This window comes from Pseudomonas sp. EA_5y_Pfl2_R50 (assembly GCF_963970475.1).
GTDB lineage: Bacteria > Pseudomonadota > Gammaproteobacteria > Pseudomonadales > Pseudomonadaceae > Aquipseudomonas.
Genome location: NZ_CAXAPT010000001.1, coordinates 76827 through 94891, shown reverse-complemented (window position 1 = coordinate 94891; position 18065 = coordinate 76827). Strand labels below are relative to the sequence as shown.

The window sequence follows — 18065 nt, the reverse complement described above, 5'->3', positions numbered from 1 at the left end:
GGACGCCTGGACAACGGCCGTCAGGGCAAGCGTCACAGCACCCGCAGTGGTTCGGTGAACTGGCCGGCAACCTTGCTGAACGGTCGCCCGCAACGGCGCGCTGATCTGTTGTTCCAGTTGCGTACCCGCACGCCCCATGAGCTTTGGCTGGTGATTGTCGACGCCTCGGCCTCGACGCGCCGGCATCAGGCGTTGCGCGATGCCAAAGGCTTGCTCGCGCAACTGTTCGATGACGCTTATCGCCAGCGCGCGCGGCTGGCGCTGTTGACTGCCAGCGGCGCCGCGCCGACATGGCAGGTGCAGGGTTTGAAGGCTTCAACTGGTCTGCGTGTGTGGCTGGAGGGGCTGGGCGCGGGCGGTGGTACGCCATTGCTCGCCGCGTTGGGGCAGGCGCAGCAATGGCTGACGTTGCGGCGCAAACGCTTCCCTGCTGAACAACAGCGCCTGCTGGTGGTGACCGATGGTCGCTTGAAAGATCTGTGCGGTTTACCGCTACTGGAGTGTCCGGGCCTGTTGATCGACATCGAACGCGGGCCGATTCGTCTGGGACGGGCGAAGCAACTGGCCGGGGCGCTGGATGCGCAATATCGGCACATTGATGATCTTTGAGGGGGCGGCGCCTGGGCCGGCCCCTTCGCTAGCGAATCTCGTCACACCCCCATGGCTTGTCGATACTGACGGGCGCGGCGACCCAGATAGACCTGGTCACGAAGCAACGCCCAAAGCGCCGATACCTTTGGCTTGGGCTTGCGCCCGCGACTGAGGCGATCAATCTGGAAGCGCACCACCGCCATGTTCGCCAATGACGCCAGGGCTTTGCGTTTCCAGCGGATCGGCGGTAATTGCGGATGGCTGTCGCGGCCTTCGCGCCAGTGCCTGACCAGGTGCGGCTCAAGGGTCAGTGCGGTGGCGATCCCGGCCATCGCCACACCGCTGTCGAGCACTTGCTCGACCACCGCCAGGCGCCGGATGCCGCCAGTTACCATGACCGGCATGCGCGCCACGCTGGCCAGTTCGCCGGCCATTTCCAGAAAGTACGCCTCGCGGGCCAACGTGCGCCCGTCGCGTGCTTCGCCCTGCATGGCCGGCGCCTCATAACTGCCACCCGACAACTCCAGCAGATCAATCGGCCATTCGTTCAGCCACTCGATCACCTGACGGGCATCGTCGGTGTCGAATCCGCCACGCTGGAAATCCGCCGAATTGAGCTTTACCGCGACACAAAACTGCGGCGTGACCGCTTGGCGAACCGCTTCGACCACCGACAGCAGCAGGCGCGCACGATTTTCCAGCGAGCCACCCCATTGATCTGTCCGCTGGTTGGTCAGCGGCGACAGGAACTGGCTCAACAGATAGCCATGGGCGGCGTGAATCTGCACCCCGGTGAAACCCGCCTTCTCGGCAAGCGCGGCGCTTTTGGCGAAGCGCTGGATAACGTCTTCGATAGCGCTTTGGCTCATGGGCGTGGGTTCGGCAAACATCTTCGAAAACTGGCCCAGATCCAGCGCAACCGCTGAAGGTGCCAATGCTTGCTGACCGAGGTTGGCCATGGTCTGGCGCCCAGGATGGTTGAGCTGCACCCAGAACTGCGCGCCGCCACTGCGGCCGATGGTCGCCCATTGGCGGAATTGCTGCAGATGACGCTCGTCCTCAAGGACGACCCCGCCCGGGCCGGTCATGGCGCGCCGGTCGATCATCACGTTGCCGGTCAGCAACAGTCCGGCGCCGCCTTCCGCCCAGGACTGATACAGGCGAAACAGTTGCGGGGAAGGTGCCTGTTCGCTATTGGCAAGGTTTTCTTCCATCGCCGCTTTGGCGATACGGTTGGCGATGCGCTGACCGTTGGGCAGATTCAGTGTTTGAAAGGGCGACATGCTTGACTCCTCAGCAGTGATGGAGCGAGGCTAAGCTTAAAGTTAACTTTAATGTCAAGCGGTGGAGCGAGGTTGCAATGAAGATTGGTGAACTGGCGCAGATGAGTGGGCTCAACGCGTCGCGCATTCGCTTTTACGAGGCGCAGGGCCTGATCCCCAAGGTCGAGCGACAAGGCAATGGCTATCGCCGTTATCCGCCGCAAGTTCTGCAAACCCTCAATATCATCCAGCGCGCCCAGCAGGCTGGTTTCAGCCTCGACGAACTGAAGACGCTGTTGCCGCACCCGGTGACGGGTGATTTCAACGAGCAAGCGTTGGTCGCGAGCCTGATGCGCAAGGTGGAACAGATTGAAGCGATGCAAGTGCATCTGGCGGAGAACCGGGCGCAACTCCTTGCGGTCATCGACGGCATTACCAGCCGGCCGGAGGGCATGGCGTGCCACGCCAATGCCGAGCGGGTCATGCAGTCTTTCAAAGACTGAATTGAGGCTCTCGTACAGATCCCGAAATAATTTTTCGCTGGGGAATACGGGGCCTCAGCGTGTAGGCTCGAGGGCCTTTTTCCATTCAGGATTTGCATGAACACCCTCTCGGAGCCTCCCCCGTCTCTTGAACAGAGCACCTTCTTTTTGCGCCCTGGCGCGGTCTTGACGCACTCGCAGCATCCGGTTTTCCGACCCCCGACTATCGTTGACAACGCAGCCCCAGCGCTTTCGCGTTGCACTTTGCCGTGTCCGGCAGCCTGAATTTACTGAAGAGAGATCGAGACATTTTATGGAATGGATAGCGGACCCCACAGCCTGGCTGGGCTTGTTGACGCTGATCGTGCTGGAACTGGTACTGGGTATCGACAACCTGGTGTTCATCGCGATTCTGGCGGACAAATTGCCGCCGCATCAGCGTGACCGTGCGCGGATTATCGGCCTGTCGCTGGCATTGATCATGCGCCTGGGCCTGTTGGCGAGCATTTCCTGGCTGGTCACCCTCACGCAGCCGCTGTTCGAGGTATTCGACAAGAGCTTCTCCGGTCGCGACCTGATCATGCTGTTCGGCGGTGTGTTCCTGTTGTTCAAGGCAACCATGGAGCTGCATGAAAGGCTGGAAGGTCATGTCGGCGAACGCACCAGCAACACCGCTTATGCGCTGTTCTGGCCTATCGTCGCGCAGATTGTGGTGCTGGACGCGGTGTTCTCGCTGGACGCGGTGATTACCGCCGTGGGCATGGTTGATGAACTGGCGGTGATGATGATCGCGGTGATCATTTCCATCGGCCTGATGATCGTGGCGAGCAAGCCGCTGACCCGCTTCGTCAATGCGCACCCGACCGTGATCATGCTCTGCCTGGGCTTTTTGATGATGATCGGTTTCGCCTTGACCGCTGAAGGTCTGGGCTTCCACATTCCAAAAGGCTATCTGTACGCCGCCATTGGTTTCTCGATTCTGATCGAGGTGTTCAACCAGATCGCCCGCGCTCGCCGCAAGCGCTCGATGCAGGGTCTGCGTCCCCTGCGGGAGCGCACGGCCCACGCGGTCATGCGTTTGCTTGGCGGTCGTAAACTGGCGGTGGAAGAGGTCGGCGAAGAAATTTCCGACCTGTTGGACAACGGTGAGGCGCCGAGCGCGGAGCTGTTTGATCGTCGGGAGCGGGTCATGATCAGCGGCGTGCTGCAACTGGCAGAACGACCGATTCGTGGCCTGATGACCGTGCGTGCGGATGTCGATGCGATTGATCTGGCGGATGACGCCGAGACGATTCGTACCAGGTTGATGCATTCGTCCTACTCGCGTCTGCCGTTGATTCGCGACGGAGCGGTGGATGAGCCGTTGGGCTTCGTGCATAAAAAGGAATTGCTCAAGGTATACCTGGGCGGCGTGGAGCCGGACCTGGAACACCTGGCACGCAAGACCATCAATCTGCTCGACAGTTATTCCATCCTCAATGCCCTGGAGCAGATGCGCGGCGCGTCAACCCACATTGCCTTCGTGGTCAACGAATTCGGCGACTTTGTCGGGGTACTGACCATGACCGACATCCTCGAATCGATTGCCGGCGAGTTGCCGGATGCGAGCGAGATAGAAGGCCCGGATGTGGTCGAGGAATCGGGTGGATTCCTGGTCAGCGGTGCGTTGAACCTGACACGGGTTCGCCAGCTTACCGGTTTTGGGGCTGAGCCGACCGAGGATTACCAGACCATGGCCGGGCTGGTCATGAGCCTGCTGGATCGCTTGCCGGTCACCGGTGACCGTCTGGAGCATGACGGTTGGCAGATGACGGTGAAAGCGGTTGAAGAGCGGCGAGTGACGCGGGTGCTTTTGGAGCGTGCTGCCGCGTAATACTTGAGTTCTCTGGCGACTGTACTGTCCTCTTCGCGAGCGCTCCCACATTGGAACGCGTTTCAATGTGGGAGCGAGCCTGCTCGCGAATGCTTGGGTTCAGGCACCGCAGTGTTCACTGATCAAAAGTGTAGTTTCTCAGTCCGCATGTTCGGCACAGACTCCGCAGGCGTGCCCGAGGAACAGTGCGCAGAGTACGAAATGTTCCACGTAGCCAAGACAGATCATGCGTTCGCTGTCGGGGCGCAGTGGGCGCTTTGGTCTTGCCGATGTGTTCGGCGAAATCCCGTGCGAGGGTTTCTTCAGTGCCGATGCCTTTGAGTTTTTTCACCAGTCTGCCGTCCTTGTAAAACAGCACCGTCGGCGTACCGGTGACCTGCGGGTGCCGGGGCGTTTCGCTGGTGTTGAGCATATAAATATTGGCGCGATGCCGGTAGGGCTCGGCCGTCTGGCGAAAGACCGGCCCGGCCCATTCGCAGGCGGGGCAATGTTCATCGGCGAAATAGAGGATCACCGGGCGCCAGGTTTTCAGGACTTTGCGATAGACCGGGGCCAGATCAGAACGCGAAATGACGGCACTCATCGAAATCTCCTTCTCGGGTGCAGCGAAGTCCTGTTCACGATAGGGCTGCCCGGCACTCGCGCCTACTGTCAGAGTTGACAGGTGTGCCATGCTTTTTTTTGTGCCACGTGCCCTGAAATGTGGCCCGGATACCCGTCAAGTGTGGCCAACGGTAGCGCGGTTGCATGGGGGACACGCCTGGCAACGCTGCGGCGTTGGTTCTCATCTCTTTGATTATCAAGATATTTCATACAACTACAGATTCCATCCGAATCCTGTGGCACACTTTCTGCTGTCTATTCCGTAGTAACAAACCATCTTCCGGTATAGCGGAATAAACAGCCCTTTGGAGTGCTTGCCATGCATCGCCGACCTTCCTTGTTCAAAGCGTGTGTTTTTGTTCTCGCGGCTTCGTCCGCTGCCATGGGTACCGCCCAGGCGGCCGACGGCAAGCTCGACAGTGTGCTGGCCCGTGGGAAACTGATTGTGGGCACTGGCAGCACCAATGCGCCGTGGCACTTCCAGGGCGCGGACGGCAAGTTGCAGGGTTTTGATATCGACATCGCGCGGATCGTCGCCAAAGGTCTGTTCAACGACCCAAGCAAGGTCGAGTTCGTGGTGCAGTCGTCCGATGCGCGGATTCCCAATCTGCTGACCGACAAGGTCGACATGAGCTGCCAGTTCATCACCGTCACCGCCAGTCGCGCCCAGCAAGTCGCGTTCACGCTCCCGTACTACCGCGAAGGTGTGGGTCTGCTGCTGCCGAACAACAGCAAGTACAAGGAAATCGAGGACCTGCAAGCCGCCGGCGACAGCGTCACGGTGGCGGTGCTGCAAAACGTCTACGCCGAAGAATTGGTGCACCAGGCACTGCCCAAAGCCAAGGTTGACCAGTACGACAGCGTCGATTTGATGTATCAGGCCGTGAACTCCGGTCGCGCCGATGCCGCCGCCACTGACCAGTCTTCGGTCAAATATCTGATGGTGCAGAACCCAGGCCGCTACCGCAGCCCGACCTATGCGTGGAGCCCGCAGACCTACGCCTGCGCCGTCAAACGTGGCGATCAGGACTGGCTGAACTTCGTCAACACCGCGTTGCATGAGGCCATGACCGGCGTTGAATTCCCGACTTACGCGGCGTCGTTCAAGCAATGGTTCGGTGTCGATCTGCCTTCGCCAGCCATCGGTTTTCCCGTCGAATTCAAATGATCCCGTGAGAGTGGGGCGATCCACGTCGCCCCGCTCAAGGTACTGCTGACCATGAACTATCAGTTGAACTTTGCCGCCGTGTGGCGCGATTTCGACACCTTGCTGGCGGGGCTCGGTCTGGGCCTTGAACTGGCGCTGGTGTCAATCGCCATCGGCTGCGTGATCGGCCTGCTGATGGCGTTTGCCTTGCTCTCGAAGCATCGCGCCTTGCGGGTACTGGCTTCGGTGTATGTCACGGTGGTCCGTAACACGCCGATTCTGGTGTTGATTCTGTTGATCTACTTTGCGCTGCCGAGCCTGGGCATCCGGCTGGACAAAATCCCTTCGTTCATCATCACCCTGTCGCTGTATGCCGGGGCGTACCTGACCGAAGTGTTCCGTGGCGGCTTGCTGAGCATTCCCAAAGGCCAGCGTGAGGCCGGGCTGGCGATCGGCCTGGGCGAATGGCAGGTCAAGGCCTACGTCACCGTCCCGGTGATGCTGCGCAACGTCTTGCCGGCGCTGTCGAACAACTTCATTTCGCTGTTCAAGGACACCTCACTGGCCGCTGCGATTGCGGTGCCAGAGCTGACCTATTACGCGCGCAAGATCAACGTCGAAAGCTACCGGGTGATCGAAACCTGGCTGGTGACCACGGCGTTGTATGTCGCGGCTTGTTACCTCATTGCCATGCTGCTGCGTTACCTCGAGCAGCGTCTGGCAATCCGCCGATAGGAGGCTGTGATGTACGAATCTCCAAGTTGGCTGCATGAATTGTGGGTAGCGCGCGAGCCGCTGTGGCAGGGCTTCCTGACCAGCGTGCAAGTCTCGGCGCTGGCGATTTTGCTGGGCACGATGCTGGGCGTGGTTGCTGGCCTGGTACTGACCTACGGCAAATTCTGGATGCGTGCGCCGTTCCGTCTGTACGTTGACCTGATTCGCGGCACGCCGGTGTTTGTGCTGGTGCTGGCGTGCTTCTATATGGCGCCGGCGCTCGGCTGGCAGATCAGCGCGTTCCAGGCCGGTGCATTGGGCCTGACCCTGTTCTGCGGCTCCCACGTTGCCGAAATTGTTCGTGGAGCGCTGCAAGCCTTGCCACGCGGGCAGATGGAAGCGAGCCAGGCCATCGGCCTGACGTTCTACCAATCCCTTGGCTACGTGTTGTTGCCCCAGGCACTGCGGCAGATCCTGCCGACCTGGGTCAACTCGTCCACCGAAATCGTCAAGGCCTCGACTTTGCTTTCGGTGATCGGCGTCGCCGAATTGCTGCTCAGCACGCAACAGATCATCGCCCGGAACTTCATGACGCTGGAGTTCTACCTGTTCGCCGGTTTTCTGTTCTTCGTCATCAACTACGGCATCGAATTACTCGGCCGGCACATTGAAAAGCGGGTGGCCTTGCCATGACTGAAGCTCAAGTTTCCAACGTTCAAAACGGCCAGCCACTGCTGGACATTCGCGGGTTGCACAAACAGTACGGTGCGGTCGAAGTGCTCAAGGGTGTCGATCTGAGCATGCAGCGTGGCAACGTGGTGACGCTGATCGGTTCCAGCGGTTCCGGCAAAACCACGCTGCTGCGTTGCGTGAACATGCTCGAAGAATTCCAGGGCGGGCAGATCCTGCTCGACGGTGAATCCATCGGCTACGACGAAACCAACGGCAAACGTATCAGGCACGCTGAAAAGGTGATTGCCCGCCATCGCGCGATGACCGGCATGGCCTTTCAGCAATTCAACCTGTTCCCGCACCTGACCGCGTTGCAAAACGTCACCCTGGGCCTGCTCAAGGTCAAGAAGATGCACAAGGACGAAGCGGTCGCCCTCGCCGAAAAATGGCTGGAGCGCGTGGGCTTGCTGGAGCGGCGCAATCACTTTCCCGGCCAGTTGTCCGGCGGTCAGCAGCAGCGCGTGGCGATTGCCCGGGCCATTGCGATGAATCCGAGCCTGATGCTGTTCGATGAGGTCACCTCGGCCCTCGACCCGGAACTGGTCGGCGAAGTGCTCAACGTGATCAAGGGCCTCGCCGAAGAGGGCATGACCATGTTGCTGGTGACCCACGAAATGCGGTTCGCCTTCGAGGTGTCGGACACAATCGTTTTCATGAATCAGGGGCGGATCGAAGAGCAGGGGCCTCCCAAGGATCTGTTCGAACGCCCGCAATCACCGCGTCTGGCCGAGTTCCTCAAAAGCACGCGGTTCTGACTTTTCACTTTTGTAACCCAGGAGAAATACCCATGAGCATTACTCGTTACGGCACTGGCAGCACCGCCGCCGGCGGCCAGCCACGTCCCTTCGCGCGCGCTGTTGAAGCGGATGGCTGGTTGCACGTGTCCGGGCAGGTGCCGGCGGTGGGGGGCGAGATCATTGTTGGCGGCATCGTCGAGCAGACCCATCAGACCATGAAGAACCTGATCGCGATTCTCGAAGAGGCCGGTTATGGCCTCGAAGACGTGGTACGGGCTGGCGTGTGGCTGGACGATCCGCGTGATTTCAGCAGTTTCAACAAGGTGTTCGCTGAGTACTTCAAACCGGAACACGCCCCGGCACGGGCTTGTGTGCAGGCGAGCATGATGGTGGATTGCAAGGTCGAGATCGACTGCATCGCATACAAGAAGAAGGCCTGAAATCTGTGCTGACTTCTTCGCGAGCAGGCTCGCTCCCACATTTGAAATGCAATCCCCTGTGGGCACGGACATGTTCGCGAAAGCGGCCTACCAGGCGACGCACTACCCTCGGTAAACTCCCGGCGACTTTGAATGGGAACCACTGAAATGACCGAAGACACCATCAAGCGCCGGGCACGCGGTCTGGACCGAGCGTTCGATATCCTCGATTTCCTCAAGGAGATCGGCCAGCCGCTGCGCCCCAACGACATCGCCAACGGCATCGGCAGCCCGAAATCCACGGTCTACGAACTCGTCGCGTCCCTGCTGGAACGACGGATTCTGGAACCGGTGGGCAAGGACGGTCATGTTTATCTGGGGCGGCAGTTGTACTTCCTCGGTCAGGCTCATCTGCGACACTTCGACCTCAGCCGCGAAGCCGATCACGCCTTGCAGGAGATCGTCAGCCAGACCCGTGAAACTGCCCAGATGTGCCTGCTCAACGGGCGCAAGTACACGGTGGCGCTGATGAAGGAGGGCGAGCGGCATTTCCGCATTTCTTCCGATATCGGCGAAAACGCACCGATCCCGTGGACCGCTTCCGGGCGCCTGCTGCTCGCGCATTTGAGCGACCAGCAAATCATCGACCTGATCGACGAAGACGACTTCATCCTGCCCGACGGCGAGCGCCTGCCGCTGGAGCATTTTCTCGCGGAAATCCGTCAGGCCGGCATCGACGGCTTCTTCTCCTTCGACAGTGTCGCCGACACTTTCACCCATTGCTTCGCCGCACCGGTCAAAGACCGTAACGGCATAGCGATTTGCACCCTGTGCATCGTCGCCCCTCGGGCCGATGCGAAGAACAATTACAACGACTATCGCCGGGTTCTGATCGAGAGCGCCAACAGCCTCGCCCGGCGTATCAACGAATAATCGCGACCGCCTGCGGCCGCGAACAGGAGGAGTTCGACCATGACGACTGCCATCAATACTGCTGTGGAAAAGGGCGACGCCGCACTCGGCGCGCATCTGGCGCGTGACGTCAGCCTGCCGGCGCTGGTGCTGCACCGTGAGGCGCTGGAGCACAACATTCGCTGGATGCAGAAATTCGTCAGTGACAACGGCGCCGAACTCGCGCCCCACGGCAAAACCAGCATGACGCCGGCGCTGTTCCAGCGCCAGCTCGATGCCGGCGCGTGGGGCATTACCCTCGCCAGCGCTACTCAGACTCGTGCCGCTTACACGCACGGCGTGCGTCGGGTGCTGATGGCTAACCAGTTGGTCGGCAGGCCGAACATGGCGCTGATTGCCGATCTGCTGGTCGATTCGTCGTTCGATTTCTACTGCATGGTCGATCACCCGGACAACGTCGCCGATCTCGGTGCCTACTTCGCTTCGCGCGGGGTCAAGCTGAACGTGATGATCGAGTACGGCGTGGTCGGCGGTCGTTGTGGTTGCCGCAGCGAACAGGAAGTCATCGCTCTGGCCAGGGCCATCAACGCGCAACCGGCGCTGGCCCTGACCGGCATCGAAGGCTACGAAGGCGTGATTCACGGCGACCACGCGGTCAGCGGGATTCGCGAGTTTGCGGCATCGCTGGTGCGTTTGGCGGTGCAGTTGCAGGACAGCGGCGCGTTTGCCATCGCCAAGCCGATCATCACCGCGTCCGGTTCTGCCTGGTACGACCTGATTGCCGAATCGTTCGAAGCGCAGAACGCCGCTGGCCGTTTCCTCAGCGTGTTGCGTCCGGGCAGTTACGTGGCGCATGACCACGGCATCTACAAGGAAGCACAGTGCTGCGTGCTCGACCGTCGCAGTGACCTGCACGAAGGTTTGCGTCCGGCGCTGGAAGTCTGGGCGCACGTGCAATCGCTGCCGGAACCAGGGTTTGCGGTGATCGCATTGGGCAAGCGTGATGTGGCGTATGACGCCGGTTTGCCGGTGCCATTGTTGCGTTACAAGGCTGGCGCAGTGCCGGCGGTGGGGGATGATGTCGGTGCGTGCAAGGTCACGGCGGTGATGGACCAGCACGCGTTCATGACGGTGGCGCCGGGGGTCGAGTTGCGCGTAGGTGACATCATTTCCTTTGGCACTTCGCACCCCTGCCTGACGTTCGACAAGTGGCGGGTGGGGTTGTTGGTGGATGAGCAGTTGTCGGTGATCGAGCGCATGGAGACCTGCTTCTAAATCCAGCACCGAGTCCTGGCCATTCGCTGGCAAGCCAGCTTCCACAGGGGAATGCATTCCAGGTGTGGGAGGGGGCTTGCTCGCGAAAGCGCCGGATCAGCCACCCGTGAATCAACAGAGACACCTCAAGATGAACACCCTCAGCCCATTGGGCCCCCACACCCCGCGCATCGCCCTGATCGGCGAGTGCATGATCGAACTCCAGCAACGTGCCGACGGCAGCCTGCAACAAAGCTTCGGTGGCGACACCCTCAACACTGCGGTGTATCTCGCGCGCGCATTGGGCGACAGGGCTCGGGTCGATTACGTCACTGCGCTCGGCGATGACAGTTTCAGCGACGCCATGTGTCAGGTCTGGTCCGAGGAAGGCATCGGTCTCGATCTGGTGCAGCGATTGCCCGGGCGTTTGCCGGGTCTGTATTGCATTCAGACCGACGCCAACGGCGAGCGGCGTTTCCTCTACTGGCGCAACGAAGCCGCCGTGCGTGACTGCTTCACCACGCCGGCGGCCGAGCCTGTTCTGGCGGCGCTGCCGGATTACGACGTGTTGTATTTCAGCGGGATCACCTTGGCCGTGCTCGGTGCGCAGGGCCGAGCACGGCTGATCCAGACCCTGATCGAAGCCCGTCAGCGCGATGCCCGCATCGTCTTCGACAACAATTACCGGCCACGTCTGTGGGCATCGGTCGCCGATGCGCAAGTGGCGTATCGCAGCGTCTTGCCTTATATCGATCTGGCGTTGCTGACGGTGGATGACGAGCAGGCGCTGTTTGGTTTTGCGGACTGCGACAAGGTGTTCGACGCTTATGCGCAAATCGGCACGCCAGAAGTGGTGCTCAAGCGGGGTGCTGAGGCCTGCCTGATTCGCTGTGAGGGCGAGGCGTTTGAAGTGCCGGCGCAGAAGGTCGAGAAGGTGGTGGACACCACGGCGGCGGGTGATTCGTTCAGTGCGGCGTATCTGGCCAGTCGTTTGATGGGGGGCACCCCGACTGAAGCCGCGGAGGCGGGGCATCGGTTGGCGAGCCGGGTGATTCAGGTGCCGGGAGCGCTGATTCCGAAGCAGGTTTGAATGGCCGCTTGCTGCGCAATCGGTTCGCGAGCAAGCCCGCTCCCACAGGGGAGTGTATTTCAAATGTGGGAGCGAGCTTGCTCGCGAAGAGGCCCGAAAGCCAACCCATCAATCGCGGTAAAACACCTGCACCAGGTGATACCCGAACTTGCTCTTGATCGGCCCATGCACCGTGCGCAGCGGTTTCTTGAAAATCACCGCATCAATCGCGCCGACCATCTGCCCCGGACGCACTTCACCCAGATCGCCGCCGCGCTTGCCGGACGGACAAGTGGAAAATTTTTTCGCCAGGACGTCGAACGCTTCGCCCTTGGCAATGCGTTGCTTGAGCTGTTCGGCCTCTTCGGCGGTTTTCACCAGAATGTGGCGGGCTTGGGCTTTCATCGTGCGATACCTGATAACGGGGTGGCGGCGGGGCGCGGGATTATGCCTCAACTCACGGGGTTTGGTTGATCATCGTGCGTATCTTGTTGGCCAGCAAATCCAGGGCAAACGGCTTGGCGACCATGTCCATGCCTTCCTCAAGAAAACCCTGACGCTCGGCGGCGATCTGCGCATAACCAGTCATGAACAACACTTTCAGTGCCGGGCGTTGCTGGCGGGCAATTTCCGCCAGTTGGCGCCCGTTCATGCCCGGCAGGCCGACGTCCGTCACCAGCAGATCGACCCGCAGTTCGGAATCCAGCAACGTCAGCGCGGCGGGCGCATCCAGCGCTTCGAAGGCGCGATAACCCAGCTCATTGAGCAAATTGACCACCAGCATGCGCACTGCCGGATCATCTTCGACCACCACCACGGTTTCCCCCGACGCCGCGGTGGATGGCTCGCTGATCGGCTCCAGCGGCGGCTGCTGCGTCACCTGCAAGTGCAGGCGCGGCAAGTACAGGCGCACGCAGGTGCCCTGGTCGGGCAAGCTGTCGAGGCTGACATGGCCGCCGGACTGCTGGGCGAAACCGTAGATCATCGACAGGCCAAGACCGGTGCCCTGTCCGATCGGTTTGGTGGTGAAGAACGGATCGAACGCTTTGGAGCGCACCGATGCCGTCATGCCGGTGCCGTTGTCGCTGACCGCCAGCATCAGGTAATCGCCCGCCTTGACCGGCTCAAGGGTAATGATGTCGTTGCCGTCGAGGTAGACGTTGGCGGTTTCGATCAACAACTCGCCACCGTTGGGCATCGCATCCCGGGCGTTGATCACCAGGTTGAGCAGGGCGTTTTCCAGTTGGCTGACGTCGGTGCTGACCGGCCAGAGGTTCTCCGCCAACTGCAATTTGAGCTCGATAGGATCGCCCTTGGTACGCCGGATCAAATCTTCGAGCGAATGAATCAGCTCGTTGACGTCGAGGGTCTTGCGGTCCAGCGATTGACGACGGGAGAACGCAAGCAAGCGATGGGTCAGCGCTGCCGCCCGGTTGGCGGACGAAACGGCGGCTTCGGTGAAGCGCCCGATCTCATTGGCCCGGCCCTCCGCAATGTAGCGTTGCATCAGGTCAAGGCTGCCGATGATCCCGGTCAACATATTGTTGAAGTCGTGGGCGATGCCGCCGGTGAGCTGGCCGACCGCTTCCATCTTCTGCGCATGGCGCAGGGCGTCTTCGGCGCGCTCGCGCTCGAACATCTCGTTTTGCAGACGCTGATTGGCCTGGGCCAGTTGTTCGGTGCGGGCGCTGACGCGCTCTTCCAGGGTTTCGTTGAGGTTGCGCAGGGCTTCTTCGGTTTTCTTGCGCTCGGTTTCGTCGATCACAAAGATGTAGAAGCCGTTCACTGCGCCGTCGGCGCCGTAACGCGGCAGGTAGTTCATCAATGCATGACGGGTGCTGCCGTCGCGGTGCTGGGTGTACAGGCTGAACGAGCAAGGTCTTCCTGCCAGAGCTTCGGCAATGTACGGCGCACGAAGAAAGTACGCTTCCTCGCCGACCACGTCGCGAATGGTGCGGCCATAAAGCTCCTGCGGCGTGAGGCCATACCAGTCCAGATACGCGGCGTTGTTGAGACGAAAGCGCTCCTCGCGGTCGACGTAGCTGATCAGAATCGGCATGGCGTTGATGATCAGCTGCAACTCGGTCTGGCTCTGGCGCAAGGCCTGCTCGGTGTGTTTGCGTTCGGTCAGGTCCAGCGCCGCACCCAGGAAACGCACCGGCCGACCATGGTGATCCTTGTAGCAGCGGCCACGGGCAAACACCCAGCGCAACTCGCCATTGGCTTGCAGCAGGCGATATTCCTCGGCGTATTCGGTGCCATGGGTGATGCAGTGCTTGATGCTGCGCGCAATCATCGCGCGGTCTTCGGGGTGGACGCCTTGCAGGTAGTCACTGATCGGTAACTGACTGGCCCGTGCCGGATCGACACCGTGCAACTGAGCGAAATGGGCGTCGGCGATGAAGCGGTCTTCACCGATGTCCCAATCCCAGGTGCCAACGGCGTCGGTGGCGGCCAGGGCGAGCTGCAGGCGCTCCTCGGTTTGCAATTGCGCCTTGAGGCTTTCTTCGGAGCGCTGTTGCAGTTCCAGAGCGACGCGGCGACGCTCGTTGGTTTCGATGGCCGTCACCAGAATCCCGGCCACCTGCGCGTTTTCATCGCGGATCGGGCTGTAGGTCAGATCCAGCCAGAAGTCGGATTCTTTCCCTTCGCGCTGCAAGGTAAAGCGCCGCTCGCTGTAGGTTCGCACCTGACCTTGCAGGACGGCGCTGTAAATCGGGTCGGTAAAGTCTCTCAGTTCCGGCCATATCAGGTGGGCTGGCTGTCCGAAAGCCTTGGGATGCTTGCTGCCGGCGAGGATCGCGAAACCATTGTTATAGATCTGCGTGAGCTGCGGCCCCCAGAGCAACAGCATCGGCATGGGCGAGTGGAGCACGATGTCGATGGCGGTGCGCAGGCTCTGCGGCCAGGCTCCGGCATCGCCCAGGGGGGTGTCGTTCCAGTCGGTGCGGGCGATCAACGCCTGAGCGTCGTCGCGGGTGGGTACAGCGTTCATCACATAAGTCCTGGGGGTCATTCGGTATGCGGCGTCTACTATCCTTCAGGACGGTAGACGTTCAATGTACCGCTGCGTCACTGCAACGGGCCACGTCTGAATATTGAAAGCCTTGTGGATGCTTTTTTGCCATGGAAATCGATGCGCTGTTAACACGCCTTGCGAGTCAGCATGGCTCCGATCTGTTCCTGTCCACCGGCGCGCCGCCCAGCGCGCGTTTCCAGGGCGTATTGACACCGCTCAGCGAGCAGCCGTTCAAACCCGGTGAGGTCAGCGCCATCGCCCATGCCTTGATGGATGCCGAGCAGCGTCACGAGTTCGAACGCGATCTGGAAATGAATCTGGCGATTTCCCGGGCCGGCATTGGCCGGTTTCGGGTCAACCTGTTCAAGCAGCGCAACGATGTGTCGATTGTAATCCGTAACGTCAAACTCGATATTCCGCGTTTCGAAGACCTGAAGCTGCCGTCGGTGCTGCTCGACAGCGTGATGCTCAAGCAAGGCCTGATCCTGTTCGTCGGGGCTACCGACTCGGGCAAATCCACCTCGCTGGCGGCGCTGATCGATCATCGCAACCGCCACAGCAGTGGCCACATCATCACCATTGAGGACCCGATCGAGTATATCCACCGGCACAAGCGGTCGATCATCAATCAGCGCGAAGTCGGTGTCGACACCCGCAGCTTTCATGCCGCGCTGAAAAACACCCTGCGTCAGGCCCCGGACGTGGTGCTGATCGGCGAGATTCGTGACCGCGAGACCATGGAGCACGCACTCGCATTTTCCGAAACCGGGCACCTGGTGCTCTCGACCCTGCATGCCAACAATGCCCATCAGGCGCTGGAGCGGATCATCAATCTGTTTGCCGAAGAGCGCAGGCCGCAATTGCTGCATGCCTTGGGCAATAACCTCAAAGCCTTCGTTTCGCAACGTCTGGTGCGCACCCTGGGCGGGCAGCGGCGGGCCGCCGTCGAAGTGATGTTGGGCACGCCAACCATCGGCGACCTGATCCGCCGCAATGAATTGGGCGAACTCAAGGGCATCATGGAAAAGTCCGCAGAGCTGGGCATGCAGACCTTCGATGCGGCGTTGCACGCCTTGGTGGTGGAAGGCGCAATCAGCGAGGAAGAAGCGCTGAAGAACGCCGACTCCGTGAACAACCTGCGCCTGCGTCTGAAACTGCAAGCGGACGCGGCACCGACCCCACCCACCTCGGGCGAGTGGGGCCTGATGGACTGAGCGGCGTCAGTCGCGCAATTCGGCGCGGTCGCGAAACTGCTCCAAAGCCTGGGGATTGGCCAGCGCGTCGGTGTTCTTGACCTTTTCGCCGTGCACCACATTGCGCACGGCCAGTTCGACCACCTTGCCGCTGATGGTGCGCGGAATGTCGCTGACACTGACAATCTTCGCCGGTACATGACGAGGCGTGGTGTTTGCGCGAATGACCTGGCGAATCTGCTGTTGCAAGGCGTCATCCAGTTCAATGCCATCTTTCAGACGCACGAACAGCACCACGCGCACGTCGTCCTGCCATTGCTGACCGATGGCGACGCTGTCGAGAACCTCCGCGACTTTCTCGACCTGACGATAGATCTCCGCCGTGCCGATGCGCACGCCGCCAGGGTTAAGCACCGCATCCGAACGACCATGGATCAACACGCCACCATGGGGCCGTTGTTCGGCGTAGTCGCCCTGCGCCCAGACGCCGGGAAACAGGCTGAAATAGGATTGCCGCAACTTACTGCCGTCGGGGTCGTTCCACAGGCCAATTGGCATCGCGGGAAAGTGCCGGGTGCAGACCAGTTCGCCTTTTTCACCGACCACCGGCTGGCCCGCGTCATTCCACACTTCAACGGCCATGCCCAGGCTTTTTCCCATGATTTCGCCACGCCGCACCGGTGACAGTGGGTTGCCGTTGACGAAGCAGGAGACGATGTCGGTGCCGCCTGACATTGAAGCCAGGCAGACGTCAGCCTTGACGTCGCGGTAGACAAAATCATAGCTCTGCGGCGACAAGGCAGAACCGGTGCAGAGCAGGGTTTTCAAGCTACCCAGATCATGGCTTTCACGGGGTTTGACACCGCTGCTTTCCAGGGTGGCGAGGAACTTGGGGCTGGTGCCAAAGACGCTGATCCGCTCGTCGTCGATCAAGTCGAGCAGGCGCGCGTTGTCCGGGTGAAACGGCGAGCCGTCATACAGCACCACAGCGCTGCCGACCGCGAGGGCAGAAACCAGCCAGTTCCACATCATCCAGCCGCAGGTGGTGTAGTAAAACAACCGGTCGCCGGGGCCGAGGTCGCAATGCAGGCCGTGTTCCTTGACGTGTTGCAGCAGCACGCCGCCGGTGCTGTGGACAATGCATTTCGGCACGCCAGTGGTGCCGCTGGAGTACAGCACGTAGAGCGGATGATTGAACGGGACCGCGACAAAGTCCGGCTCTCCTCCTGACTCATAAAAGTTGTCCCAGAGCGTTACCTCGGCCTCGGTTCGGTAATCCTCGGCACGCGCCTGGGGACGGGCATACGGCACGATGATCAACTGCTGCAACGACGGCAGTTGCTGGAGAATTTCATTGAGCTTGCCGGTCTGGTCGATCTCTTTGCCGGCGTAGCGATAACCGGCGCAGGTGATCAGCACTTTCGGCTCGATCTGGCCGAAGCGATCAATCACCCCATGGGTGCCGAAGTCCGGCGACGAACAGGACCAGATGGCCCCGAGGCTGGTGGTGGCGAGCATGGCCACCAGAGTTTGCCAGGTATTGGGCAGGCACGCGGCGACCCGATCACCGAGCCCCACGCCGACCCTCTGCAAACTGGCCTGGAACCCGGCGACATGCTCGGCCAGTTCGGCCCAGGTCAGTTGTTCACGCTGACCGTTTTCGCCCACGGCGATCACTGCCACCGCATCGTCGCGACGTCGCAGCAGATGTTCGGCGAAGTTCAGGGTCGCACCGGGAAACCATTCGGCGCTGGGCATTTGCGCGCCTTCACGCAGCACAGCGTCGGGCTGGCGATGGAAGCGAATGTCGAAACAATCGACGATGTCCTGCCAGAATTCGCCACGCTGCTCGATGCTCCACTGGTGCAGGGCAGGGTAGTCGTCGAGTTTCAGCCCATGACGCTGATTGACCGCGCGGCGGAACGTGTCCATGCGCGACTGGGCGATACGTTTGGCGTCGGGTTGCCAGAGGATGTCGGACATTGCTTGCCTCTTGTTTTGTTCATGCACAAAGGTCGTGGGCCCGCATGACCCCAGTGGGAGCGGGCTTGTCCGCCC

The 18065-nt window shown here is 60.8% G+C and carries 17 protein-coding genes; 12 read left to right on the top strand and 5 right to left on the bottom strand.

From position 1 onward, the window contains the following. Positions 1 to 6: 6 nt before the first annotated feature. The gene (locus AACY19_RS00445) at positions 7 to 609 is read left to right on the top strand and encodes a vWA domain-containing protein (RefSeq protein WP_339447862.1); all 603 of its coding nucleotides are present in this window, start codon (positions 7 to 9) and stop codon (positions 607 to 609) included. A gap of 41 nt (positions 610 to 650) precedes the next feature. Here the strand turns inward: AACY19_RS00445 and AACY19_RS00440 are convergent, their stop codons facing one another. Then, a complete protein-coding gene (locus AACY19_RS00440) occupies positions 651 to 1874 on the bottom strand; it encodes an NADH:flavin oxidoreductase/NADH oxidase family protein (RefSeq protein ID WP_339446857.1) in 1224 nt (407 codons plus the stop codon). A 77-nt stretch (positions 1875 to 1951) separates the two neighbouring features. On the opposite strand from AACY19_RS00440, the gene AACY19_RS00435 reads away from it, so the two are divergent. After that, positions 1952 to 2356: a MerR family transcriptional regulator gene (locus AACY19_RS00435; RefSeq protein WP_339446855.1), complete on the top strand. Its 405-nt coding sequence runs from the start codon at positions 1952 to 1954 to the stop codon at positions 2354 to 2356. Positions 2357 to 2648: 292 nt separating this feature from the next. Then, positions 2649 to 4208: a TerC family protein gene (locus AACY19_RS00430; protein WP_339446853.1), complete on the top strand. Its 1560-nt coding sequence runs from the start codon at positions 2649 to 2651 to the stop codon at positions 4206 to 4208. Positions 4209 to 4323: 115 nt separating this feature from the next. On the opposite strand, the gene AACY19_RS00425 is transcribed toward AACY19_RS00430, so the two are convergent. Further along, positions 4324 to 4791 carry a thioredoxin family protein gene (locus AACY19_RS00425; RefSeq protein ID WP_339446851.1) on the bottom strand — a complete coding sequence of 156 codons (468 nt, stop codon included), beginning with the start codon at positions 4789 to 4791 and terminating at the stop codon, positions 4324 to 4326. A gap of 339 nt (positions 4792 to 5130) precedes the next feature. Between AACY19_RS00425 and AACY19_RS00420 the strand changes: the two genes are divergently transcribed. From AACY19_RS00420 to AACY19_RS00385, 8 genes are all read left to right on the top strand, one after another. Beyond that, the gene (locus tag AACY19_RS00420) at positions 5131 to 5979 is read left to right on the top strand and encodes a transporter substrate-binding domain-containing protein (protein WP_339446849.1); all 849 of its coding nucleotides are present in this window, start codon (positions 5131 to 5133) and stop codon (positions 5977 to 5979) included. 51 nt (positions 5980 to 6030) lie between these two features. Continuing rightward, positions 6031 to 6693, top strand: coding sequence for an amino acid ABC transporter permease (locus AACY19_RS00415; RefSeq protein WP_003225455.1), 663 nt, complete (start codon positions 6031 to 6033; stop codon positions 6691 to 6693). 9 nt (positions 6694 to 6702) lie between these two features. Then, complete coding sequence (locus tag AACY19_RS00410) at positions 6703 to 7365, top strand: amino acid ABC transporter permease (RefSeq protein ID WP_339446847.1); 663 nt, start codon at positions 6703 to 6705, stop codon at positions 7363 to 7365. Then, entirely contained in the window at positions 7362 to 8159 is a 798-nt protein-coding gene (locus AACY19_RS00405) for an amino acid ABC transporter ATP-binding protein (protein WP_339446845.1), read from the top strand. The genes AACY19_RS00410 and AACY19_RS00405 overlap by 4 nt, the downstream gene beginning before the upstream one ends. A 32-nt stretch (positions 8160 to 8191) precedes the next feature. Continuing rightward, positions 8192 to 8581, top strand: a complete 390-nt coding sequence (locus tag AACY19_RS00400) for a RidA family protein (protein ID WP_339446843.1) — start codon at positions 8192 to 8194, stop codon at positions 8579 to 8581. A gap of 147 nt (positions 8582 to 8728) precedes the next feature. Further along, complete coding sequence (locus tag AACY19_RS00395; protein ID WP_339447860.1) at positions 8729 to 9493, top strand: IclR family transcriptional regulator; 765 nt, start codon at positions 8729 to 8731, stop codon at positions 9491 to 9493. A gap of 39 nt (positions 9494 to 9532) precedes the next feature. Next, entirely contained in the window at positions 9533 to 10747 is a 1215-nt protein-coding gene (locus AACY19_RS00390; protein ID WP_339446841.1) for an amino acid deaminase, read from the top strand. A 130-nt stretch (positions 10748 to 10877) separates the two neighbouring features. Next, on the top strand, positions 10878 to 11816 hold the full coding sequence (locus AACY19_RS00385; protein WP_339446839.1) for a sugar kinase: 939 nt from the start codon (positions 10878 to 10880) through the stop codon (positions 11814 to 11816). Between the two features lie 108 nt (positions 11817 to 11924). On the opposite strand, the gene AACY19_RS00380 is transcribed toward AACY19_RS00385, so the two are convergent. Further along, complete coding sequence (locus tag AACY19_RS00380; RefSeq protein ID WP_007912322.1) at positions 11925 to 12200, bottom strand: peptidylprolyl isomerase; 276 nt, start codon at positions 12198 to 12200, stop codon at positions 11925 to 11927. 52 nt (positions 12201 to 12252) lie between these two features. Further along, complete coding sequence (locus tag AACY19_RS00375) at positions 12253 to 14790, bottom strand: PAS domain-containing hybrid sensor histidine kinase/response regulator (RefSeq protein WP_339446837.1); 2538 nt, start codon at positions 14788 to 14790, stop codon at positions 12253 to 12255. A 131-nt stretch (positions 14791 to 14921) separates the two neighbouring features. Between AACY19_RS00375 and AACY19_RS00370 the strand changes: the two genes are divergently transcribed. Further along, the gene (locus AACY19_RS00370; protein ID WP_339446835.1) at positions 14922 to 16028 is read left to right on the top strand and encodes a PilT/PilU family type 4a pilus ATPase; all 1107 of its coding nucleotides are present in this window, start codon (positions 14922 to 14924) and stop codon (positions 16026 to 16028) included. A 6-nt stretch (positions 16029 to 16034) separates the two neighbouring features. Here the strand turns inward: AACY19_RS00370 and AACY19_RS00365 are convergent, their stop codons facing one another. Next, complete coding sequence (locus tag AACY19_RS00365; RefSeq protein WP_339446833.1) at positions 16035 to 17990, bottom strand: acetoacetate--CoA ligase; 1956 nt, start codon at positions 17988 to 17990, stop codon at positions 16035 to 16037. Between the last annotated feature and the right edge of the window lie 75 nt (positions 17991 to 18065).